General features: G+C 64.5%; 22 protein-coding genes. 7 read left to right on the forward strand and 15 right to left on the reverse strand.

Annotated features, from left to right (window positions below):
- Window positions 1-80: 80 nt before the first annotated feature.
- Together RAC97_RS15340 and RAC97_RS15345 are read right to left on the reverse strand one after the other, a co-directional pair.
- Window positions 81-767, reverse strand: a complete 687-nt coding sequence (locus RAC97_RS15340) for a GNAT family N-acetyltransferase (protein WP_375099328.1) — start codon at window positions 765-767, stop codon at window positions 81-83.
- A gap of 81 nt (window positions 768-848) precedes the next feature.
- Window positions 849-1583, reverse strand: coding sequence for an SDR family NAD(P)-dependent oxidoreductase (locus RAC97_RS15345; protein ID WP_375099329.1), 735 nt, complete (start codon window positions 1581-1583; stop codon window positions 849-851).
- 125 nt (window positions 1584-1708) lie between these two features.
- Between RAC97_RS15345 and RAC97_RS15350 the strand changes: the two genes are divergently transcribed.
- From RAC97_RS15350 to RAC97_RS15365, 4 genes are all read left to right on the forward strand, one after another.
- Window positions 1709-2629 (forward strand): LysR family transcriptional regulator, encoded by a 921-nt coding sequence (locus RAC97_RS15350; protein WP_375099330.1) that lies wholly within the window; start codon window positions 1709-1711, stop codon window positions 2627-2629.
- Between the two features lie 175 nt (window positions 2630-2804).
- The gene (locus RAC97_RS15355; protein WP_375099331.1) at window positions 2805-3074 is read left to right on the forward strand and encodes a hypothetical protein; all 270 of its coding nucleotides are present in this window, start codon (window positions 2805-2807) and stop codon (window positions 3072-3074) included.
- 86 nt (window positions 3075-3160) lie between these two features.
- Window positions 3161-3859, forward strand: coding sequence for an MOSC domain-containing protein (locus tag RAC97_RS15360; RefSeq protein WP_375099332.1), 699 nt, complete (start codon window positions 3161-3163; stop codon window positions 3857-3859).
- A 21-nt stretch (window positions 3860-3880) separates the two neighbouring features.
- A complete protein-coding gene (locus tag RAC97_RS15365; RefSeq protein WP_375099333.1) occupies window positions 3881-4816 on the forward strand; it encodes a 5'-nucleotidase in 936 nt (311 codons plus the stop codon).
- Window positions 4817-4818: 2 nt separating this feature from the next.
- On the opposite strand, the gene RAC97_RS15370 is transcribed toward RAC97_RS15365, so the two are convergent.
- From RAC97_RS15370 to RAC97_RS15395, 6 genes are all read right to left on the reverse strand, one after another.
- Window positions 4819-5442, reverse strand: a complete 624-nt coding sequence (locus RAC97_RS15370) for a TIGR04211 family SH3 domain-containing protein (RefSeq protein WP_375099334.1) — start codon at window positions 5440-5442, stop codon at window positions 4819-4821.
- 314 nt (window positions 5443-5756) lie between these two features.
- Complete coding sequence (gene ppnN / locus RAC97_RS15375) at window positions 5757-7130, reverse strand: nucleotide 5'-monophosphate nucleosidase PpnN (RefSeq protein ID WP_375099335.1); 1374 nt, start codon at window positions 7128-7130, stop codon at window positions 5757-5759.
- Window positions 7131-7401: 271 nt separating this feature from the next.
- Window positions 7402-7788: a hypothetical protein gene (locus RAC97_RS15380; RefSeq protein WP_375099336.1), complete on the reverse strand. Its 387-nt coding sequence runs from the start codon at window positions 7786-7788 to the stop codon at window positions 7402-7404.
- Between the two features lie 79 nt (window positions 7789-7867).
- Entirely contained in the window at window positions 7868-8878 is a 1011-nt protein-coding gene (gene uvsE, locus RAC97_RS15385; protein ID WP_375099337.1) for a UV DNA damage repair endonuclease UvsE, read from the reverse strand.
- A 69-nt stretch (window positions 8879-8947) separates the two neighbouring features.
- Entirely contained in the window at window positions 8948-9439 is a 492-nt protein-coding gene (locus RAC97_RS15390) for a hypothetical protein (RefSeq protein ID WP_375099338.1), read from the reverse strand.
- A gap of 160 nt (window positions 9440-9599) precedes the next feature.
- Window positions 9600-9749, reverse strand: coding sequence for a hypothetical protein (locus tag RAC97_RS15395; RefSeq protein ID WP_375099339.1), 150 nt, complete (start codon window positions 9747-9749; stop codon window positions 9600-9602).
- Between the two features lie 201 nt (window positions 9750-9950).
- On the opposite strand from RAC97_RS15395, the gene RAC97_RS15400 reads away from it, so the two are divergent.
- The gene (locus RAC97_RS15400) at window positions 9951-10256 is read left to right on the forward strand and encodes a hypothetical protein (RefSeq protein WP_375099340.1); all 306 of its coding nucleotides are present in this window, start codon (window positions 9951-9953) and stop codon (window positions 10254-10256) included.
- Between the two features lie 3 nt (window positions 10257-10259).
- Here the strand turns inward: RAC97_RS15400 and RAC97_RS15405 are convergent, their stop codons facing one another.
- Both RAC97_RS15405 and mobA read right to left on the reverse strand, forming a co-directional pair.
- Window positions 10260-11405, reverse strand: coding sequence for a DUF1624 domain-containing protein (locus tag RAC97_RS15405; protein ID WP_375099341.1), 1146 nt, complete (start codon window positions 11403-11405; stop codon window positions 10260-10262).
- A 282-nt stretch (window positions 11406-11687) separates the two neighbouring features.
- Window positions 11688-12260, reverse strand: coding sequence for a molybdenum cofactor guanylyltransferase MobA (gene mobA, locus RAC97_RS15410; protein ID WP_375099342.1), 573 nt, complete (start codon window positions 12258-12260; stop codon window positions 11688-11690).
- A gap of 200 nt (window positions 12261-12460) precedes the next feature.
- Between mobA and RAC97_RS15415 the strand changes: the two genes are divergently transcribed.
- Entirely contained in the window at window positions 12461-13162 is a 702-nt protein-coding gene (locus RAC97_RS15415) for a response regulator (protein WP_375099343.1), read from the forward strand.
- A gap of 6 nt (window positions 13163-13168) precedes the next feature.
- Window positions 13169-14467, forward strand: coding sequence for an ATP-binding protein (locus RAC97_RS15420; protein WP_375099344.1), 1299 nt, complete (start codon window positions 13169-13171; stop codon window positions 14465-14467).
- Between the two features lie 155 nt (window positions 14468-14622).
- Here the strand turns inward: RAC97_RS15420 and RAC97_RS15425 are convergent, their stop codons facing one another.
- The 5 genes from RAC97_RS15425 to wecB are packed head-to-tail and all read right to left on the reverse strand — an operon-like array spanning window position 14623 to window position 22917.
- Window positions 14623-15708: a diguanylate cyclase domain-containing protein gene (locus RAC97_RS15425; protein WP_375099345.1), complete on the reverse strand. Its 1086-nt coding sequence runs from the start codon at window positions 15706-15708 to the stop codon at window positions 14623-14625.
- A gap of 57 nt (window positions 15709-15765) precedes the next feature.
- Complete coding sequence (locus tag RAC97_RS15430) at window positions 15766-16605, reverse strand: DUF4434 family protein (RefSeq protein ID WP_375099346.1); 840 nt, start codon at window positions 16603-16605, stop codon at window positions 15766-15768.
- Window positions 16605-19595 (reverse strand): tetratricopeptide repeat protein, encoded by a 2991-nt coding sequence (locus RAC97_RS15435; RefSeq protein ID WP_375099347.1) that lies wholly within the window; start codon window positions 19593-19595, stop codon window positions 16605-16607. Before RAC97_RS15435 ends, RAC97_RS15430 begins: the two co-directional genes overlap by 1 nt.
- On the reverse strand, window positions 19592-21766 hold the full coding sequence (gene nrfB, locus RAC97_RS15440; RefSeq protein WP_375099348.1) for a cyclic di-3',5'-guanylate-activated glycosyltransferase NrfB: 2175 nt from the start codon (window positions 21764-21766) through the stop codon (window positions 19592-19594). The genes RAC97_RS15435 and nrfB overlap by 4 nt, the downstream gene beginning before the upstream one ends.
- A complete protein-coding gene (gene wecB / locus RAC97_RS15445; RefSeq protein WP_375099349.1) occupies window positions 21763-22917 on the reverse strand; it encodes a non-hydrolyzing UDP-N-acetylglucosamine 2-epimerase in 1155 nt (384 codons plus the stop codon). Before wecB ends, nrfB begins: the two co-directional genes overlap by 4 nt.
- Window positions 22918-23078 lie beyond the last annotated feature (161 nt).

Genomic DNA, 23078 nt, shown 5'->3' on the forward strand with positions numbered 1-23078 from the left:
CAGCAGGCGACACCTAACCTGCAGGAGCGGGCTTGCCCGCGAACACCGGCACCGCCGGTGCCATCTTCAGCGGTCACAGGTCAGTGCACGGTCTTGCGTGTCTTCACACAGGCCCGCGCCGCCAGCGCCAACTCATCCAGGCGCTCATCACGCTGGCGCTCGGCCTCGATCATCGCGTCCTCGCCATGCTGCTTGAGCAGGTAGGCATGAATCTGCCGTACTTCCACGGTCTGGTAGATCGGTGTGATGTCCAGACGGCCGATCAACGCGCCGCTGGCCTGGCCTGTACTGCTCATCAGCACCTGCGGCCCATTGGCCGACACCGCTTGCAGGCCCATGGCCTCGAACCACGGCACCTGACTGGCGAAAGTACTCAGTTCGAGGCAAGCGAAACGCCCGCGCAGGTCGTTGATCAGGGCGCGGGCGATGCCTTGGCGGCGGTGCGCTGCCGACACCGCCAGAAACGCCAGGGCGCAGGCCTGTGGGTCGTCCTGGGCGGGCAGGGCAAGGGCGAAGCCAAGGAGTTGGTCCGGGGCGTCGCCGTCCAGGGCCAGCAGCACTTGCACGGCAAGGCCACGGGTGCCGTCCAGCGCTTGCAGGTACTGATGCACTTCCAGGCCGACACCGTATTGGTACAGCGGATACAACGGGTTGCCCGGGGTGATGGCGACACTGCTGAGCTCGCCCACGTGGTCGATCACCAACTGGCGGATCTGGTTCTGGAAGGATTCAGGTAGCGCGCCGTCAGGGCGGCTGAGGATGAACATCGGTAATCGGGCTCCGGCGACGGTCTCACCCCGCGCCGGTTGGCGCGGGGTGGACAGTCTAACCGCTCGAGCCTTCGAGGGTCAGTCCCAGGTGCCGGCGGTACCACCACCATCCACCGGCAGCACCACGCCGCTGACGAAACCGGCATCGCTCAGGTACAGCACGGCGTCCACCACATCCTGCGGCTTGCCGGTACGGCCGCTCGGTGACAACCCGCCCAAGCCCTCGACGTTGCCGCTGTGCAGCGGGGTGTCGATGATGCCCGGGGCCACGGCATTGACCTGCACGCCGCTGCCCGCCAGTTCCAGTGCCAGACCCCTGACCGCCTGGTTCAGCCCTCCCTTGACCAGGATCGGCAGCAGCGCAGGCACGCGGGTAGTGGGTTGCATGGCCACCGAGGCGGTAATGGCGATGATCTGTCCATGACCCTGGGCGGTCATGACGCGCGCTGCGGCCTGGGATGGGTAGAAGAAGCCCTTGAGGTTGGTGCCGACCAGGGCATCGACATCCTCTTCGCGATACTCGGTGAAAGGTTTGGGAATGAAAATACCGGCGTTGTTGACCAGGATATCCAGCCCACCGAACTGCTGCTGCGCGGTGTCGACCAAGCGCTGCGCGGTGCTGGCCAGGGCGATGTCGCCGGCCACGCCGACGAAGCGTTCGGGGTTGCCCAGGCGGCTGGCCGCTTCATCGAGGCGGGCCTGGCTACGGGCGTTGCCGACGACATTGTCGCCGCGCTGGAGGAAGGCCTGGGCCAGGGCGAAGCCCAGGCCGCTGGATGCGCCGGTGATGATGACGGTTTTGGCGTTGCTCATGATACTGATCTCCAATGAGGCGAGCGGGTTGCTCGATGGAGATGACTTTAAGTCTTGCTCTGGGGTTGAAAAATGGCGCGTACGGCATTTCAATCGATACATCGTGTAATTTAAGGTCTACACCCATGACCCGCCACTTCGATGACTTGCAACTGGGCAGCCTGGAGCTGTTCTGCCTGGCGGCCGAAACCGGCAGTTTCACTGCGGCCGCCACTGAAGCCGGTGTCACGCCTGCGGCGGTGAGCCGCTCTGTGGCGCGTTTGGAGGAGCGCCTGGGCGTGCGCCTGTTCGTGCGCACCACCCGGCAGATGCGCCTGACCCAGGTCGGCCAGGCCTATTACCAGCAATGCCGCCAGGCCCTGGGGCAACTGGTCGAGGCCGAGCGCCAGGTGGCGGGTGGGCAACTGGCGCCCAGCGGACAGCTACGCATCAGTGCGCCCACGCCCTATGCGCATTTCCGCCTGCTGCCGTTGTTGCCGCGCTTCCAGCAGCGTTACCCGCAGGTGCAGGTGGATGTGCACGTCAGCAACCGTAACGTCGACTTCGCCGAGGAAAACTTCGACCTGGCCATCCGCGGGCGCGAGCCGGCGGATTCGCGCCTGGTCGCCCGGCGCCTGGAGGACGCCGAGCTGGTTGTGGTCGCTACGCCGGGTTACCTGGCCAGGGCGGGCATTCCAAACACCTTGGAAGACTTGCGCGAACATGACTGCATCCAGTTCCAGATGCACAGCAGCGGTCGCCGCCCTCCCTGGAGTTTCAACAAGGGCGGTAAGAGAGTCGAGATCGATACCACCGGCAACTGGACCTGCCAGGGGGACTTTCTCGCCACCGCCGCGCTGGCCCGGCACGGCGCGGGCCTGATGCAGGCCTACCGCTTCACCGTGCAGGACGCCCTGGCCAGTGGTGAACTGGTGGAAGTGCTGAGCGAGTTCGGCGGCACCTCGCGCCCCTTCGTGCTGATCTACCCGTATGCGCGTCATATGCCGTTGAGGGTGCGGGTCTTCATCGATTTCCTGGCGGCGCAGTGCACGTTGCCTGCGAACTGATGCAGCGGTGCAGGGGGCTGCGAACCGGCACTGCAACGCCTCGCAGGTCTTGGATGTTCGGTGCAGTACTCCGCACGTTTATCCAATTACGAGTCTCTTGGACACGACTATGCTGATCGTGGCGTCCAGCCGTATCTAGAAAGTCGAGCCTATCCCTGTTCCAGGAGAACACCCCATGAAATCGCTGACACTGCTTCTCGCTGCTTCGGTGCTGAGCCTCAGCACCCATGTCCTGGCCGACCCGGCCACCAACTGCGATGCCAAGATCAAGGAGCTCGAAGGCTTCATAAAGGCCGACGGCCCAGGCATGGCCGGTGGTATGGTCGAAGACTTCAAGAACCTGTTGGCCCAGGCCAAGGAAGCCCAGGCCGCTGGCGACATGACCAAATGCCAAGCCTCGGCCGACCGCGCCAAGACCATCTACAACAAGGCCCGTTCGCACTGACCGCTGTGCGCTGTAGTCGGGGGAGCCGCCGCGCGGCTCCCTGATGTATCCTCCGGGTTTTCTCACTATTTCCCAGAGAACCCACCATGACCTTGGCCAGTCTCGTACTCGATGAGCTGCTCACCGGCGTTGCCCGTCCCTTTACTCGGCCCGGGTCGCACAGCGCCATCCACAAGCAGCCGCGCCAGGGCCCACGCAAGGTCACCACGCTGGGTATCGAGGGCGACGAGCAGGGCGACCTGCGGGTCCATGGCGGCATCGAGAAAGCCATCCACCACTACCCACGCGAACACTACGCTGCCTGGGCCGAAGAGCTGGGCGAGCATCCTTTGCTGGCGCAGCCGGGCGCCTTTGGCGAGAACTTCAGCAGCACCGGTTGGCACGAGGCAGATGTCTGCCTGGGTGACCGTATTCGCGTGGGCAGCGCCTTGCTGGAGGTGTCCCAGGGGCGCCTGCCGTGCTGGAAACTCAACGACCGCTTCGCGGTGGCGCAGATGTCTCTACGGGTGCAGCACAGTGGACGCACCGGCTGGTACTACCGGGTGCTGGAGGAGGGCCTGGTGCAGGCAGGCGAGCGCCTGGAACTGGTCGAGCGGCCGTTCGGCGAGTGGTCGGTGGCGCGGCTGTCGGCGGTGTTGTTCGACAAGCGCCTGGAACCTGAACTGCTGCGCGAATGCCTGGCGCTGCCCTTGGTGCCGTCCTGGCGCAAGACCTTGCAGCGGCGCCTCGATCAACGAGAGCTTGAAGACTGGACGCCACGCCTGGAAGGGCGCAGCAACGCTTGAACACGGAACAAGGAACGACCTATGCCTTACGAGTTGGACAACCGCCTGGTGATTGGCGTGGCGTCGAGCGCGGTGTTCGACCTGAGCAAGTCGCACGCCGTCTTCGCAAAGAAGGGTGAAGCGCAGTACCGCAAGTACCAGCGCCGCAACCTGAACAGCCCGTTGGAGAAAGGCATCGCCTTTCCCTTCATCAAGCGCTTGCTGGCACTCAATGACCTGAGCCCCGACCCGGATGATCCCCTGGTAGAGGTAGTGCTGCTGTCGCAGAACGACCCGGACACGGGCCTGCGCGTGATGAAGACCATCGAGCACTACAAGCTGGACATGACCCGCGCGATCTTCATGCAGGGTCGATCCCCTTATGAGTACATACCGGCGTTGAACATCGCGCTGTTCCTGTCTGCCGAAAAGACCCATGTGGAGGCTGCGATCAAGGCCGGCTACCCGGCAGGAACGGTGCTGGATTCGAAATTCGATGACGATGAAAGCGACGACAGCCTGCGTATCGCCTTCGACTTCGACGGCGTGCTGGCCAACGATGAGTCCGAGGCGGTCATGCAGTCGTCGGGGCTTGGCAGCTTTCATGCCCATGAAGTGTTGAACGTGGCGCAGCCGCACAACCCTGGGCCGCTCAAGGAATTCTTCGTGCGTATTGCGAGGATCCAGGCGGTCGAGGAGCAGCACAAGCTGACGCACCCCGACTATTCGAACCGCCTGCGGGTGTCGATCGTGACTGCACGCAACGCACCGTCCCACGAACGCGCGCTCAACACCCTCAAGAGTTGGGGGGTGATGGCGAACGATGCGTTTTTCCTCGGCGGCATTGAAAAACGGCGGGTCTTGCAGGTGCTCAAACCGCACATCTTCTTTGAGGACCACCCCGCGCACTTGAAGGGCTCACGCACCGTGGTGCCCTCCGTGCACATCCCGTTCGGCGTCACCAACCAGGCGAAATAGCCTCAGAACCAGCGGTCGTTGCGCTTACGCCCGCGGCTGAGCATCGGCAGGATCAAGCCGGCCAGCAGGCCGGCGCCAGCAATGCTGCCGCCATACACCATGTAGCGCATCATCACTTGCTTGTTCTCGTCACCCAGGCGTGCCTGGGTATCGCGCAGGTTCGACTGGGCTTGTTCGAGTTGTTCGTTGAGGCTGTTGTTGCGGGTTTGCAGCTCGTCGATCAGCGCCTTGCGCGAGTCGAGTGTTTCCTGCATGCCTTGCACGCGAGTCTTCCAGCCGTCATCGATGGTCTTGAGCTGGGCGGACAGCTCGCTGACCTGGGCGTCGAGCTGCGGCAGGCGTTCGGCCTGGCCGGGCACCGCTTGCAGGTCGCTGGTGAGGATCCACACCAAATCACCGCTTTGTCCACGTACCTGGCTGTAGTTGCCTTGGCTGGTGACCAGGGTGACCTGTTGCCCGGACTTGAGCGAGCCGACGATCCGGTGGCCATCGGTGGGACCGCTGCGCACATAGGTGCTCAGGCCATCGCTGACCCAGCGGGCGTCGCTGGCGGGTTCTTCGGCATGGGCCAGGGAGGCGGTGGCGAGCAGGGCGGCGAACAGGGCTGGAAGGCGCAAATCAGGCATGGTTGTCTTCGCTGAATCAGGACAATTGAAGGCCCGATGACTGGGCCGGCGAACCGGTCGGTGGTTTGACCGTCAGCGAAAGACCGTATTTTTGTCGGCTGGTTCACCGATTGGGGTGGGAATTGTCTGCAAGATATTGCGGATGTACAGCAAATGACGAGCTTATGGTGCCCCTGTGGCAGCGGGTTTACCCGCGAACATCGGCAGAGCCGGTGCCATCCACCACGGTGCCTGCTTCGCGGGTAAACCCGCACTCACAGGGACCGTGGCGAAGGTCACGGGGTACATGGATCTGTAACAATCCGGGCAAAAACTCAGCTCACGACCTGGTAGCAAGGCACGTAAGCCGCGCCCCCGGGAAGTTTCATCCGGTGCTGGTCGACGAAGGCCTGCAGCAACCGGCCCAGTGGGTCGAGAATCGCACTGTCGCCGCGAATCTGGTACGGACCGTGTTCCTCGATCAGGCGAATGCCCTTGTCCTTGACGTTCCCCGCGACGATGCCGGAGAACGCCCGGCGCAGGTTGGCTGCCAGCTCATGAGGCGGCAGGCTCTGGCGCAGGGCCAGGTTGGCCATGTTCTCGTGGGTGGGATCGAACGGGCGCTGGAAGCTTTCTTCGATCTTCAGCAGCCAGTTGAAGTGGAAGGCATCGTTGCGCTCGCGACGGAACTGCTTGACCGCCTTGAGCCCCTCGACCATCTGCCGGGACACCTCGGCCGGGTCGTCGATGATGATCTGGTAATGACGATGCGCCGCTTCGCCCAGGGTGGCGCCGACGAAGGCGTGCAGTTGTTGCAGGTACGGCTCGGCGCTGCGTGGGCCAGTGAGGATGACCGGGAAGGGCAGGCCCTGGTTGTCCGGGTGCATCAGGATGCCCAACAGGTACAGGAACTCTTCGGCCGTACCGGCGCCGCCGGGGAAGATGATGATGCCGTGGCCGACGCGGACGAAGGCTTCCAGGCGTTTTTCGATGTCCGGCAAAATCACCAGCTCGTTGACGATCGGGTTCGGCGCCTCAGCGGCGATGATGCCCGGCTCGGTCAGGCCCAGGTAGCGGCTGCCGTGCATGCGCTGCTTGGCGTGGGCGATGGTTGCGCCCTTCATCGGGCCCTTCATCACGCCCGGGCCGCACCCGGTGCAGACGTCCAGCTTGCGCAGGCCCAGCTCGTGGCCGACCTTTTTGGTGTACTGGTACTCCTCGCTGCTGATCGAGTGGCCACCCCAGCACACCACCATCTTAGGCTCGACACCCGGGCGCAGGGTGCGGGCATTGCGCAGCAGGTGGAAGACATAGTCGGTGATCCCCTGGGAGCTTTCCAGGTCGATGCGCTGGCTGGCCAGCTCGCTTTCGGTGTAGACGATGTCGCGCAGTGCGCTGAACAGCATTTCCCGGGTGCTGGCGATCATTTCGCCGTCGACGAAGGCGTCGGCCGGGGCATTGAGCAGTTCCAGGCGTACGCCGCGGTCTTGCTGGTGGATGCGGACTTCGAAGTCGCGGTAGGCCTCGAGGATGGTCTTGGCGTTGTCGACATGGGCGCCGGTGTTGAGGATGGCCAGGGCGCATTGGCGGAACAGGTTGTACAGGCTGCCGGTGCCGACTTCGCTCAGTTGTTGCACTTCGCGCTGCGAGAGGGTTTCAAGGCTGCCTTTGGGGCTGACGGATGCGTTGATGACATTGCGTTGGAGCATCTAAGTCTTTCCTGTGCGGGTAAAACATCCTTCTTTGACAACACCATACCGGCAAATGCGCGCGGCAACGAGAGCCGGGTGGAAATTCCACTGTTGGATTGATCCCGGCGAATCATATCGGCCCCTTCGCGGGCAAGCCCGCTCCTACAGGTATCGCGCTGATCTCAAGAGCGGTGCAGGGCGGACTTGGCCGCGAAGGGGCCAGGAATACCGCCTCAGCTACACGGCGTCGAGGTTGCGGCCTTGCAGGAGCGGGAATTCGCTACCGACTTCAGCTACCGCCACCGCCCGACCCGCCGCTGCCTCCACCCGAGCCGCCCGTGCCACTGCCACCGGCTCCGCTGCCGCCCATGCCGCCGCTACCCGAGCCGCTTCCGCTTCCGCTGCCAGTGCCAGTGCCAGTGCCGGAGCCTGTCCCTGAGCCGTCCCCGCCGGTGCCGTTGGTGCCATTGCCGCGGGTGCCGCTATCGCCGGTACCCATGCCATCGCCCGGCGCACCGGAACCGGTGGCGCCGCCGTTGCCTTGGTGGGTGCCGGTGTCCGGCATCTGCGGGGTCGGCGAGCGGCCGTCGTTCATGTCGGTCGCCGCGAGGGCGACGGGTGCACTGGCGCCCAGGCACAGGGCAAGTAGCCATGCGTGTGTGCTTTTGCATTTCATGATGCATCTCCTGATTTCGATGACTTACCTGCGTTCGGTCGTCATCGCGTACAGGAGGTGCCCGAGGTTCGACCGGTGGTCACAAATACCGCTGGAAGAAATCCAGTGACGCCAGGTTCTTGTGCTTGGCCTCGAACATGATGTCGAAACGTTCGACGAATTGCAGGGCGTAGCGGTTGGTCCAGTCGTTCCACATGCGGTCGCTGTGCAGGTAGAGGTCGCGTTTGTTGACCTTTTCCAGCAGCGCCTGGATGGTCAGTTTTTCCTCGGCGTTGAAGCCCAGCTCCTGCAGCCGCTCCGGGGGCTGCGAGTAGTGCATGACCGGGCGCACGCCGCGCCAGCTGTCGATGATGCGTTGCACCCGCGGGTCGTGCGGGGCGATGTAGTCGTTCTCGTGGATCCAGCAGTGGTGGATGTCCAGCACCACCGGTGCCAGGTCGGCCAATGCCAGGCAGTCGTCCACGCCGTAGGTTTTCTCGTCGTTCTCGAAGGTGATGACGTTGCGCGCCACCGCCGAGAGCCTTGGCCATACCGCGCGCACGCCTGCTGCGCCCAAGCGTCCGGCGATGTGGATGTTGCACTTGAAGTCCTGGAAGTGCTGGCCGTAGCCCATCATGCGGATCATGTCGGCGTGGTACTCGAACTCAGCGAGGCTGTTCTCCACCACCTCGGGGCGGTCCGAGCCTAGCACGCAGTACTGGCCGGGGTGGAACGACAGGCGGATGTCATGGTTGCGGGCAAAGGTGCCGATAGCGTCGAAGCGGGTGTGAAGCAGGGCCTGGATATCCGGCGCCTGATAGAAGGCCGCGACGTCGGGGTGGCTGTAGAGCGGCAACAGGTCGCTGGAAAGACGCAGCATACGCAGGGTCTCGGGCTGTTCCGCCACGTAGGCCAACAGGCGCAGTTGCGCGGCCAGGTTGTGCTCGACCAGCTCCAACAGCTTGGCAGCCGCAGCGTCCTGGCTGGCGCTGCCGAGCCAGCGCAGCGTGGTGGTGCGGGGGTTGAAGGCCCGTTCGATGGTTTCCAGTGTCTTGATCGACAGGTCGCGGTGTGGGTGGCGGTACTGGCAGGCGAAACCGAGGCGGGGCATGGTGCAGGTCCTGAGGTGGTATGGGAATTGGACAAGGCGGTACGCCAAACGATCGCCTCGTCCGAGCTGTTACTCGCCCTGCGGCGTTGGCGCTGTGGCAAGGGTCGCCAGTTCATCTTCCACTTGCTGCATGCGCTCCTCGGCCAGGGCCTGCACCTCGGGGTTGCGCGCGCTTTCGCGCATCAGCCCGGTGAGCTTCTCGCTGAGCTGCTTGCCTGCCTCGCTCTGCCCCAGCTGGCGCGCTTTTTGCGGGTCTTGGGTGGCGGCGACGATGGTATCGAACTCGGCGTCGCTGAAGTTCTTTTCACTGTATAGCTTGAACAGGTCCTTGCGCTGGTCGTCGACGGTCAGGTGCTTGCGCAGCACGTCTTTGATCTGCTCTTCGCTCAGTTGCGGATGAGTCATCGCCAGCAGTGAGGCCATGCGCCCGATGTTGTGATCGTAGGCTTCCTGCAAGGGCAGGTTGGCGAGGATCTTCTCCTCACGGGTGGGTTTCTGGTCGCAGGCGGCGAGGGTGGCGAGCAGCAATAGCGGCAGCAGCAGGGCGGACAGGCGAGGCATGGGGTAGGGAGCCTTGGGTGGGACGGGAGAGTAGCGATTCTACTTTAGCTGGGGGTCCAGGTGTTGCGGGCTCGGGCGTACCACGCGGTTTACGGAAGCGGCGCTGGAGAGGCGGAGGGCGTGTTGCGGCTGGCTGCCGAAGGAGGCTGTGCTGCTGGGCCTAGAGCGGTTTGCGCAGGCGTACCCAGATGATCGCCGGCAGGGCCATCAGCAGCCATTTCAGGTACTGGTTCACGCCGTAGCGTTCGCAGGCTACGCCGATCAAGGTGCAGGCCAGCACCACGGCGACGAATTGGATCATTCTGTTCATGGCGACAGGTATTCCGCAGACGAAGGGGCGCGATGGTAATCGAATTGTCCGGCTTTCGCCGAGCGCTTCTTTTACCAAGTGTTAGGAAGGTTCCTACCTGCACCTCAGGCAAGGGTGCATTGCGTTCATTTTCAGCCCCGCTGGCTTTGCTTACCGTAGTGGCCTACCCCCACAACGGACGTGATCCGAAGGAGCAAGCCGATGCCTGACCTGGCGCTTTACAAAGTAAAACTACTGGATGAATTCGAAGCCCGCGACGACCAGTGGACCTTCGCCCAGTTCGACCGTCGCCTTGGCGAGGTGAAGCCGACGGCCAACTACCAGGATGCCAAGGGCATCCTCAATGCGGCGCACAGGGCCGGTAACTGGCCGAACACCGTCAAACGCTACCTGCTGACCAACTTCGCTGCGTTCGGCAACGTCAGTGGCGAGCTGCAAGTTGCATTCGAGCAGGTGTTGCAGACCCTTACGCCGCAAGAGCGCCAGCACTGGAAGGTGGGTCAGTAGCGTCTAGAAGTACTTCAGCCAGGCAATATCACGCCGCTGCGCCTTGAACCGGGCGAAGCGGCGCACCGGCAGGTACAGCGCCAGCGCCAGCAGGGCGGCCACCAACCACATCGCTGCGACGCTATCAAAGCCGAAATACGCCCCCTGGTTGCGCCCGAACACCTCCAGCCCCGCCAGGTAGAGCGCCTTGAGCACATACAGGTGCAGCAGGTAGAAGAACATGGGCGCAGCGCCGAACACCGCCAGTACCTCGATCCAGCGTGCCGGACCGGCGCGTTCGAAGGCCCAGAGCAGAAGCAGCCCCGCACCCAGTGTCAGCAGCAGGAAAGCCAGCGAAGGTGGGTACTTGGTGATGTTGAAGACGCTCATCAAGGTTTGCGTCAGGGTCGGGTAGGCGTGCCAGGGTGCTTCGCCGTAGTGGTTGAGCTGGCGCAGCACGATGAAGCCAAGCAGGGCGAGGCTGGCGGCCAGCAGCAACTGTGTCTGGCGACGTTGTGCCTGGTGGGTGCGATCGAACCAGGGGCCAAGGCCGTAGCCCAGGGCGATCACGCCGATCCAAGGCAGCACCGGGTAGGAGGTGCGCAGGCGCAGCGACGGCGAGACTTCCAGCCAGCCGCGGTCGTGCAGGATCGCCCAGGGAACATGCAGGGCCGAACCCTGCGCGAAGTGCAGCCCGTCGAGCAAATTGTGCCCGCCGATGATCGCAAGACCCAGGCCGATCAATACCGGGCGCGGCAGCCAGACCAAGGCCGAGAGGGCAATCATGCTCAAGCCGATGGCCCAGATCACTTGCAGGTAGATGACCGAAGGCGGCAACTGGAAGGTCCAGGCCAGGTTGACCAGGGTGAATTCCAGCACCACCAGGAACAGGCCCCGCTTGAACAGAAAGGCCGACACATCGCGCAGGCCCTGGTGCTTTTCGCCATACAGCCAGGCCGACAAGCCGGTCAGCAGGATGAACACCGGCGCGCACAGGTGCGCCAGGGTGCGGCTCAGGAACAAGGCGGGTTCGGTGACCGTAACATCCATTGGGTCGCCGACCTGGCGGTGCAGCAGGAAGGTTTCGCGGACATGGTCCAGCAGCATGAACAGGATGACCAGGCCACGCAGGGCATCGATGCTATGGAGGCGCAGGGGAGGTGTTTGCATGGGAACGGCGACTGAGAATGAAAGGTGCGCAATGTTATCTTGTATCTCTTGCGATGCACAAAAAAGAACCGCATGCCATTTTCGACTAACTGCTCGGCGTAGCCTGCGTTGAACGAGCCGGTGGCGCTCTGCTGATAGGGCAGGGGCTGGTGTCCTGCACAGCCAGGTTGTCGTGGTCGTGGCCGACCTAGGCCAGCGGCGGCGGGTTCTCGCCAACGATCGGCGCACTGCCGACCACTACCACGGGCTCCACGTCGCTGCCACCTGTGGCGCAGGTTTCGCTTAGCGCAGACGATCGGGACTGTTGAAATTGCTCAGCCGTTCGTCGTCTGCGGCGCAAGCCAAGGCTTGGACGGGTTCCAGCAGCAGTGCCTTCTGCAAACTTCGCTCACCGGCCTGCCAGGCCTGCTCCAGTAGCGGCAGCAGGCGCCTGGGCAGCACGCAGAACATCGGCTGCCAGAAGCCGTCCTGGCGCACCATCGCCGCGCTGTCGCCATTGACGGCGAGGTGCAGCAGGTCTTCGATCAGCGCCCGGTCCACCCGTGGGGCATCGCAGGCCAGTACCACCAGCCAGTCGTGGCGCGCCACGGCAAGCCCGGCAATGACTCCGGCCAGCGGGCCAGGGAAGTCGGCCTCGGCGTCGCTCACCAGTTGGTCGGCATAGACGCCATAGGCTTCGTGGTTGCGGTTGCAGGAAATCACCAAGTCGTCGGTCAGGGGCCGTACCACCCTCTGCACATGGGACACTAGCGGCTCGCCCTGCCAAGGCACCAGCCCTTTGTCGCGTCCGCCCATGCGCTGGCCGCGGCCACCGGCGAGAACAAGAACGGAGCGAGGGGGGAGGCTGGTCTGCATGTGAAAGGGTCCGGGAGGTCAAGGGCTGGAACCCTCCCATTTTCAGCGGGAGGTTGTCCAGTCGGCGGGTCTTTGGGCGGGTGTTAAGCTGTGTACGAGCTCTGTGAAAAAGTGTAATGGCCCTGTCAGGGGGCAAGTAGGAATATATATTCTGCCTGCACCTTCCAGAGCTTCCATTTTTCCTATCATCACAGGCACCTATGCCCAACATTTTCCTGGTTGAAGACGACCGCGCACTGTCGGAGCTGATCGCCAGCTACCTGCATCGCAACGACTTTCACGTGCGGGTCATTCCCCGTGGCGACCAGGTGCTCGAGGAGTACCGTCGCCAACGCCCGGACCTGGTGATCCTCGACCTGATGCTGCCAGGCCTGGACGGCCTGCAAGTATGCCGCCTGTTGCGCCAGGAGTCGCGCAGCCTGCCGATCCTTATGCTGACCGCGCGCGACGATAGCCACGATCAGGTGCTGGGCCTGGAGATGGGCGCCGACGACTATGTCACCAAACCTTGCGAACCGCGGGTACTGCTGGCGAGGATACGCACACTTCTGCGTCGCAGCAGCGTGCACGAGCCACACATGGACAGTAATCTGGTCCTGATCGGCGGGCTGTGCATCGACCTGGCCGAACGCAACGTTACCTGGCGTGGCGCCCAGGTGGAGCTGTCGTGTGGCGAGTACAACCTGCTGGTGGTGCTGGCACGCAACGCCGGCGAGGTGCTCAGTCGTGATCGCATCCTGCAGCAATTGCGTGGCATCGAGTTCAACGGCACCGACCGCTCGGTGGATGTGGCCATCTCCAAGCTGCGACGCAAGTTCGACGACAGTGCTGGCGAGGCCCGCAAGATCAAGACCGTTTGGGGTAAGGGCTACCTGTTCAGCCGCGTCGAGTGGGAGTACTGACGCCCCATGCTGAAGATCCTGGTGCGCCTGTACCTGGTGATCATCACCGCCTACGCCGGTGCCTTGCTGCTGATTCCCAGCGCCATCGTCGGTGCGTTCCAGGAGCGCTTCATCGCCTACAACCTCGACCAGACCAAAGGCGTGAAGACGTTGATCGTGCGCCAGTTCCAGCAGGCCCCGCGCGGGGATTGGCCGCTGGTGGAGCAGGAGTTGAAAGCGGCGTTCGCGCCGATCGAGCTGCAGTTGCAGCGCATGGACAATGCCGACCTGCGGCCCGATGAACGCTCCCGCCTGGTGCATGGCCTGCACGTGGTGCGGATCGCCGAGTGGGGCTACTACCAGACGGTGCTGGCACCATTGGGCGACGGCTGGCTGGTCAGGTTGCATGCACCTCCCGACCCGCTGGACATCAATGTGCTGTCGTGGGGCGTGACCGTGCTGATCGGCGCGGCGCTGCTCGGTTGCCTGCTGCTGTGGGTGTGGCCGCACTGGCGTGACCTGGAACGGCTCAAGGAAACCGCCCATCGCCTGGGCCGGGGGGAAATGTCGCAGCGCACGCATATTTCGCCACGCTCGAACATCGGCGAGCTGGCGGGCGTGTTCGACACCATGGCGGGCGATCTGGAGCGTCACGTGAACCAGCAGCGCGAGCTGCTCAATGCGGTGTCCCACGAGTTGCGCACGCCGTTGACCCGCCTGGACTTCGGTCTGGTGCTGCTGTTCGACGAAGTGCCGGTGGCCAGCCGCAAGCGCTTGCTGGAGCTGGTCGGCCACGTACGCGAGCTGGATGAGCTGGTGCTCGAATTGCTCTCCTACAGCCGGCTGGATAACGCCGACCAGGCCCGCGAGCGGGTCGAGGTCTCTCTGCTGGAGCTGGTCGACAGCGTGCTCGGTGCGTTTGCCGAGGAGCTCGACAGCCGGGGCATCCAGTGGGAGGTGCGCGCAGACAAGACCCTGCCGCGCTTCGTCCTTGACCCGCGCCTGACTGCGCGCGCGGTGCAGAACCTGGTGCGCAATGCCATGCGTTATTGCGACCGGCGCCTGCTGTTGTGGCTGAGGTTGGAGGCCGATGGCGACTGCCTGCTGACGGTGGAGGATGACGGTATTGGCATTCCCTCCGATGAGCGCGAACGTATCTTCCAGCCGTTCTACCGGCTGGACCGCAGCCGTGACCGCAGCACCGGCGGCTTTGGCCTGGGCTTGGCGATCAGCCGTCGCGCGATCGAGGGGCAGGGCGGCACCTTGACCGTCAGGCAGTCGCCGCTGGGCGGCGCACAGTTCAGGATTCGCCTGCCAGCGGGGTAGAGGGCGTCGGCCTCAAGAGCTGCGCATAACCCTGCAGGAGCGGGTTTGCTGGCGAAGAACGCACCGTGGTGGATGGCCAGCGCCTGGCCCTGGTTCGCGGGCAAGGCCGCTCTCACAGGTATAGCGCCGCTCCGTACAGCGCAGACCAACCGGGCTCAGTCGCCCATCCCCTCGGCCCACAGCACGAAGCGGTCCTTGCCCTGGTGCTTGGCGGCATACAGCGCCTCGTCGGCATGCATCAGCGCCAGGCTCAGGCTATCGCCGCTGGCCACCTTGGCCAGTCCGATGCTGATGGTCACGGGGTGTGGTCCCAGGTCGTTGCGCACCCTTTGGCACAGGGCATCTACCTGCTGCTCGGCGGCTGCCTGGTCGAGCCCATCGAAGAAGATCGCGAATTCCTCGCCGCCAAGGCGGGCGTACTCATGGCCGGCAACCGACGCCTTGATATGCCCGGCCACGCGCTTGAGCACCTCGTCGCCGATGTCATGTCCGAAGCTGTCGTTGACCTTCTTGAAATTGTCGATATCGATCATCGCCAGGTATTGCCCGGCTGCTGCAGGGTGCAACCGGCGTTCGGCCTTGGCCATGAACGAGCGGCGGTTGGGGATCTCGGTGAGTGCGTCGACGTAGGCTTGTTCCAGCAGCACCTTGGACAAGTAGTAGTTGTGCAGCTTGGCCAGGCGCATGCGCAGGTAGCTGTAGATCACCAGGCCACTGAGGAACAGGGCGTAGCTCAGCAGCATCGCGCCTTCGAGGTCCAGGGCATCGATGCGGGTATGCAGGAAAGGGTTGAGCGTCACCCAAGTGATGGTCATGGCGCAGAAGAACGACCAGCGCCGCACGGGCAGCACCGACACGCAATACAGCACGCTGGACACCCCCAGCAGCAGCCAGACCGGGCGCAGTTCGATGGGGATGCCGTCGATCAACAGGCGCATCCCTAAGGTGATGACGGCGATGAACAACAGGTTGAGCACATCGAAATGATGGCTGCGGCGGGTGAAGGCCAGCACCACGGTGAGGATGCACAGCGCTGCGACGAACAGGCCCGACAGCCAAGTGAAGCCTTGGCCGCCGAGGTAGCTGATGATGAGGTCGAAGACCAGCCAGATGAAGATGCTGACGCAGAAGATCAACAGGCAGAACGGGCGCATCGCCTCGAATTCGTGCTGGCGGAATTCGGCGCGCAGGGCTGCGGGGGCGACCTGCGTGCGGATATGCTCTTCGAGGGTCTTGTACATGGGAAGGCCCGTTGATGATCGTCTGTCAGTGCCCGCGAAGAGGCCAGTCTAGGCAACTCAACTGCGTGGCAGTACACCTCGCGCCCAGGGCCGATAACGCAGGTCGAACACCGCCTCGGCATGGCACCCGGCCCCTGTGATCGGTTCGGCAGGCTCTGCACGGAACGGTTGGCCCTCGCCGCTGACCTGGCGAAACGCCTCGCGTACGATACCTACCCGACAGGGCAAGGCGCTTTCATAACCCTGGCGCACCACAGCGGGCAAGCGTCCGGTACCGGCACCATCCTGCCACCACACCTCCAGCCCCAGGCCGGCCAATTGGTCCAACCAGTGTGCATTGACTCGGGGCGCCAGTTGCCCGGCACTGAAGGCACTGATATGCAAGGGCTTGTCGAGGCGGCGGTTGAAGGCTTGCAAGTGGCTGTACAGGGCACTGCGGCGCTCGGCTTCGCGCAAATGCACATCGTCCAGCTCCATGGGCAGGTACCAACCGGCCACTTCCAGGTTCCAGTCCGCACGCACTTGCTGGTACTGGCTCAGCGAGCGGCCCAGCTGGGCTTTCCAGTAGGCGCTGAGCCCCGCGCTGTCGAGCTCCTCCAGGCGCTGATAGTAGGCCGGGTCCATGTACAGCCCGAGCACCAGTTCCAGCCCTTGGGCGCGGGCCTGGCGCAGGCTTTCTGCCAGCCAACCTCGCGCGCCGCCGAAGGTGCTGTCGCCATGGGCGCTCCACTGCACGATCAAGGTCTTGCCACCTTGCGCCACGGTGTCGCGCCACAGTTGCTGCCACTGCGCGGGGGTGATGCTCTCGTCGCGGTTCAGGGGTTGGTAGAACAGGCGCTGGTCGGCCGTCGCCGGCAGGCACAGGACAAGCAAGCAGATTGCCAGAAACGTGCGCATCAGAAGGTCATCTCCACACCCAGCAGCATGCCGTTGGCGCGCTCGTACAGGTTGCCACCGAGGCCCTGCTGGTACTCGGCGCGCACCTTGAGCGAGCCGCGATAGGCGTTGTAGCGGTCATCGTCGAACCACCATTGCCAGCGCAGGCCTACGCCGGTGCGCAGGTCTTGGCGCCAGTCGTTTTCCGGGTCTTGGCTGGCGAACTCGAGAAAGCCGTAGGGCATGAGGGTCTGCGGCGAGCCCACCGGCAGCTTCCAGGCATGACCTTGTTGGTAGCGTGACAGCCAGGCATGGTCGCCGGCGCGCGTCCACCAGGCGGCGTCGAGGTAAAGGAAGCGCTCGTTCCACTGGTCTTCGTCGATACGCCAGTCGTTGCGCCAGTCGCCCTGGTCGAGGACCGATGCAGTGGCGCGCAGCAGCAGGTCGTTGCGTGAACTTGCGTGGTTGCGCAGCTTGCTCCAGTTGTTGCTGACCTTGGCCGGGCTGGCCAGTTCGCCCAGGCGCATGCGTTTGTAGTGTTCGAGCTCGACCTGGCGTTGGTGGTACAGCTCGGTATAGAGGTTGAGGTTGGCCTGGCCGAAGGGCTTGAAGCGCAGGCCTACCCCGGTCCCCATGCTTTGCCCGTAGTTGCTGCGGCCCTCGGCGCCAAACAGCACCCGCCCGTACACCGACACGGTGCTGCCATTGCGGCTTGGCTCATCGCCCAGGGCATGGTCCCACATGGCCGTCTGCACGTTCTGCGACTGGGCGCGACGTGGGGCGTCGTCATCGAGCAAGCGATCGATGGTCGAGATGCCGGCTGGCGACCAGGTGCTGGCCAAGGTCACGGTGTCACGTCGAGACAGCGCCTCGTGGGCGCGGCGCTGGCGGTACATGCGCGCTTCCAGGCTGCCGTATTCGTCGTCGCCATCGACCACGTTGCGTTCCACGTCGATCACCCGGCGCAGTTCGCGACGTGCTGCAGCGCTGTTTTCGACTTCGTCGTAGCGCAGCGCCAGGGTTTCGCCCAGGCGGTAGTCCTCGGGGAAGTCGCGGGTGGCGCGCTGCAGGTAAGGGATGGACTGGCGGCGTACCTGCTTGTCGCGAGCACTGGCCAGGCGCATGCCGTAGTCGGCGCGATAACGTGGCTGGTCAGGGGCCAGGCGCACGGCCTCGGCCAGCCAGGCGGTGCTCTGGGCGTTGTCGCCGGCCTGCTGGGCAGTGGTGGCCGCGGCGTAGAAGTGCTCGGCTTGGGGGTTGTGCCTGAGCGCCTCGCGCTGAAGGGCCAAGGCTTGGGCGCTATCACCCTGGCGTTGGGCAATCGCAGCGCCCAAGGCCCAGTCGTCGGCGCTTTGCTTTTTGGCAGCTTGCCAGTATTGGCGGGCCGTACCGGCGTCACCCAGGGTGAGGGCACCGCGAGCGGCGGTCAGGCGGGCATTGTCGGTCCACTCGTCGCTGCGCAGGTTGCGCCAGATCGGTTGGGCCGAGGCGGAGTCGCCGGCGGCTTCCAGGGCATAGGCCAGGGGCAGTCGGCTGCTGCGATCGCCCAGGCGTTCGGCAGCCTGGTAATAAACCACGGCCTCGCCGGGCTGGTCGGGCATGGCGCAGCGGCCCAGGGCGCGGTATTGGCCGGCCTCGCTGGGGTTGGCGGGTACTGCCTGGCGCACGGCGGCGCACTGGCCAGCCTCGGCCAGGCGGCCGAGCAACAGGCCACGGGTCGGGGCGTCGACACCGGGGATCAGCCTCAGCATGCGTGGCGTGTCCAGCGGGCCGTCGTTTCTTGCATAGAGCGCACCCAGGCGTTGCAGCAGCGAGCGGCTCAGACGGCCCTGACGGCGGTCGTAGGCGTGTTCCAGCAACACTCGGGCACGCTCGGCCTGGCCCTCTTCGAGCAGCATGAACGTGGTCTGCTCCAGTGCTGCCAGGTCGCCGGTCTGACGGTAGCGGCGCTCCCATTGCGCAGCGGTGCGCGGCAGTGCGGCCTGCGGCGGGTCGCCGTACAAGCGCTGCTTGAGCACCGCGTAGGCGCGGGGGTTTTCCTGGGCCTGGCAGGCAGCGAACTGTTCGCGGGCCTGGGCCGGGTCGCGCTGCGACAGCCAGTCGACGATCTCCAGGCACGGGCGCTCCAGGGCGTTGCTCAGGCGCCGCACCAGGGCCACGTCGTCGCCGTTGCGTGCCAGCTCCCACAGTTGCTGGCGCTGCTGCGGGTTTTCCCGAAGCGCCTCGGGCAGGCTGCGCAACCAGCGCTCGGCCTGGCGCTGGCGGCCGACCGCGATGGCGCGGTTGGCCATGGCCAGGCGTGCGTCGTTGGCGGCCTCGGAGGAGGGGGCGCTGGGTAGCAATTTTTCCAGGCCCGGGTCGTCCAGCTGCTGCACATAGGCGTTGGCCAGGCGTGGCCATTGCTCGGCTGGCAGGGTGCCCTGGTCGGCCAAAGGTTGCAGTTGCGAAATGGCCTGGCCCCAGTCGCGCAGCCGCTCGGCAAAGATGGCACGGGTCACGCGCAGTACCAGGCCATCGTCCTGTGCTGGAAGGCTGCTGAGCCATTGCAGTGCGCGGTCCGGACCTTGGGATTTGGCCAGGCTCAGGCTATAGGCTTGCCACAGGCGTTGGCGGCGCTGCCCGGTGCTGGAGGCGATCCAGCTTTCGACCTGGTCGGCCGGCGGTGGGTCGCGTTCTATCCAGGCCAGGCGCAGCTCCAGCAGCGCGTCGGCCTGCGCCGGGGTTTCGCCCAGTTGCTCGGCGGTTGCCTGGGCCTCTTTGTAGCGCCCTTGCTTGGCCAGGGCTTCTGCCAGCAAAGTGCGGGCCTCGTCGTTGTTGGGCACGCGGTCGAGCACATGGCGGGTCAGGCGTTCTACCTCGGCCCAGTTGTTGTTCTTCGCCTCGCGGTAACTGCGCTCCATGAACGGGTAGCTGGTGAAACGCTGGAAGTCGCTCATGGGCTCGGCGGCCAGGGCCGGCAGCGTAGCCAGGTACAGCATCCCCGCGAGGGTCAGGGGAACGCGCGGCTTCATGCCACCTCCCGAATCAGGTCATAGGCGGCCTGCTGTTCGCTGGCCTGCTCGGCGAGGGCTTCTTGCAGTACCTCGTCGGTGATGATGCCGCGGGCGATGAGGTGCTCGCCCAGGGTCATGCGTTCGGGGTTGAAGTCGATCAGCGCCTGGTTGAACAGCGCTACCGGCACCATGCCTCGCACCTGCAACAGCGAACCGAGCATGACCTGGTGGTGGCTGACCTGCTCCAGCAGCTCGGCATCGTCCTGGTGGCGCTCCAGCACGCTGAGCATCTCCCGGGTTTCCGGTTTCTGCCAGGGGCTCGGGTAGTGATAGCTCAGTCCTAGTGCCACGCGGCCTTGGGGCGCCAGTCGGCATTTGACCGGGCGTTTGAGCTGGCGGCTTATCACGCCCAGCGAGACTTGGCTGACGGGCGTTTCACTGGCCAGTACCAGAGTCTTGCCGTCCTCTGCCACCGGCAGCACGCCATAGTGGGTCGCCAGACGACGCGGCAGCAGGGCGATCAGCGCAGGGTCGAGCTTGAACGGGTTGAGCGGTGCCCAGGGCAGGTCGAATTGTTCGGCCAGCGCCTCGGCCAGTTGCTCGCTGTTCAGCCAGCCGCGCAGCAACAGTTCGCGGCCCAGGCGTCGCCGCACCGGGCTGGTGATGGCTTCGTGCAGTTGCTGTTCGTTGATCAGCCCCTTGGCCAGCAGGCGCTGACCCAGCGGCGTGCGGGCAGGGGCTGCGATGGCGGGGAATTCATGGGTGGTCTTGTCCCAGGCAACGCGCCGCGAGTCACCCATGGCCAGCACCTGGCGCAGGGCACGTATGTTGGCGAAGAAGTTGACGAAGTTGCTCCACATCATCCGTGGGGCCGACAGCAGCCCCTCGCCGATGCCATAGAAGCGGGTGACGAACCAGAAACGCTGGAACAGGCGGTTGAGCAGCAGCAGGCCGTTGAGCCAGAGCAGGATGGACAGCAGCTGGCTGTCGCCGAGAATCGACATGAAGCGCCACGAGTCCGGGGCAATCACGGTCACCAGCCACATCACCAGCAGCACCAGCAGCAACAGGTTGACCAGGAAACTCAGCAGGTAGGCGAACAGGCCGCGGCGGTCGCGCCAGAGAAAGTAGTTGAGCGCCCCGGTGCGGCTCCAACCCAGGTTGGTGGTGCCCTGGAACACAATGCCGACGATCCACCGCGATTTCTGCCGGATGGCGTGTTGCCAATCACGCGGGAAATGCTCGCGTACGCAGATCACCTGGGAAAACGCGCGACTCATGCCAAAGCGCCATTCCTGTTTGAGCGCCAGGCTCGGGTCGCTGATCGAATAGCGGGCGAAGATGCACTTCATGCCTTTGTGCTTCAGGCGAAAACCGATGTCGTAGTCCTCGGTCAGGCTCTGTACGTCGAAGGCGATACCGTCGCCGTCCTCCAGCAGGGCATCGATGGCGCGCTGGCTGAAGCAGGTACCGACCCCTGCGCTGGGCACCTGGCCGGTCAGCGCCTCGCGCACAATGACGTCCTTGCCGTGGTTCTCGGCAAACTCGTCCACGTAGTGCCCGGCGGTGAAACCTTTCCATTCCGGCGCATAGGGGTACACCGGGATCTGGATCATGTCCTTGGCCGGCAGCAGGTAGTTGAACAGCCGCAGCTCCATGGGCGAGATCACGTCCTCGGCGTCATGCAGGATGAAGCCGGCGAACTGGATCCGCGCATCCTGCTGGAACCGCAGGATGGCGTCGATGATGTTGTTCAGACAGTCGGCCTTGGAGGTGGGGCCGGGGCGGGCGCATACCACCTTGTGCACGTTGGGGTAGTGCAGGCACACGGCGTCGACGTCGGCCTGGGTCTGCGGATCGTTCGGGTAGGTGCCGACGAAGATCTGGTAGTTCTCGTAGTCGATCGTCGACGCCGCCAGGCGCGCCATCTCGCCAACCACGCCCACCTCGTTCCAGGCCGGCACCATGATTGCCAGGGGCTTTTCCGGCACTTCGTACAGGCGCTTCTCATCGGCCTTGCTGTGCTTGTCGTAGATGCGAAAACGCCGCACCAGGGCCCGGACCCAATAGCACACGTCGATGAACAGGTCGTCCAGGCCCAGCACGAACATCAGCGTGGCAAGGGTGATTGCAAGGATCTTCAGTCCGAACAGCACATAGGTGAGGGCATCGATGACCGCAAGGCTCATGCGTCGTTTCTACCCATGTCGCGTTCCGCGAACCAGCGTTCCAAGCGTTGGGCAATGTGCTCGCTGGCGTGGCCATCGCCGAACGGGGTATGGACCCGCGCCATGCGTGCGTAGGCCTCGGGGTCGTCGAGCAGTTGGCTGGTTTCACGCACGATGCGTTCGGTGAGGGTGCCTACCAGCTTGACCGTACCGCCCTCGAGCGCCGAGGGCCGCTCGGTGACCTTGCGCAGTACCAGCACCGGCTTGCCCAGCGCCGGTGCTTCTTCCTGCACGCCGCCGGAGTCGGTAAGGATGATGTGCGCGCGGTTCATCAACCAGACGAAATGCGGGTAGTCCTGCGGGGCCACCAGGTGAATGTTGTCGCGCCCGGACAGCACGCTGTACACGGCCTTCTGTACCTGCGGGTTGAGGTGCACCGGGTAGACGAACTGCACGTCGGGGTAGCGCAGGGCAAGCTCGGCGAGGGCCAGGCAGATACGCTCGAAGCCGGCGCCGAAATTCTCGCGGCGGTGGCCGGTGATCAGGACCATCCGCTGACCATCGGTCAGCGCAGCGAGGGGAGAGTCGGCAGCCGGCTGCCAGTGGGCGTCGTCCAAGTGCTTGCGCATCCACAGCAGGGCGTCGATCACCGTGTTGCCGGTGACCTCGATGTGCTCCAGGGGTACGCCTTCGCGCAGCAGGTTGTCGCGGCACTTGGTGGTGGGGGCGAAGTGTAGGTCGGCGAGCACGCCGGTCAGGCGCCGGTTGGCTTCCTCCGGCCAGGGCTGCTGCAGGTTGCCGGTGCGCAGGCCCGCCTCGACGTGACCGATGGGGATGTGCCGGTGGAACGCTGCCAGGCCGGCGATGAAGCTGGTGGTGGTGTCGCCGTGCACCAGCACGATATCTGGCTTTACCTGCTCGAAGGCTTTGTCGAGCTTGTCCAGCAGGTCACGCGACAGACCGTTGAGGGTCTGGTTCTGGGTCATCACCTTGAGATCCTGGTCGACGCTCAGGCCGAAGGCGGTGAGCACCTGCTCGAGCATTTCCCGGTGTTGGCCGGTGGAGCAGATATGCAGGTCGATGCCTGGCCATTCACGCAGCACCCGGGCCAGAGGGGCCATCTTGATTGCTTCGGGGCGGGTGCCGAATACCATCATGACGGTGTGGGTCATCGTCGCGTTCCTCGTCCGGGTCCCTGTACGAAGTCGTACGATTTGCATCTGCGTGTAGAACGTAGATACAAGCAGGGGATAGTGGGGTTGTCCAACTCGCGTGGCGAAGGCTAATGGCTGGCACGGAAATAGGGAAGAGCCTTAGGGGGATGCCGAAAGTC

The sequence above is a fragment of the Pseudomonas sp. LS_2 genome (assembly GCF_042709235.1).
Classification (GTDB): Bacteria; Pseudomonadota; Gammaproteobacteria; order Pseudomonadales; family Pseudomonadaceae; genus Aquipseudomonas.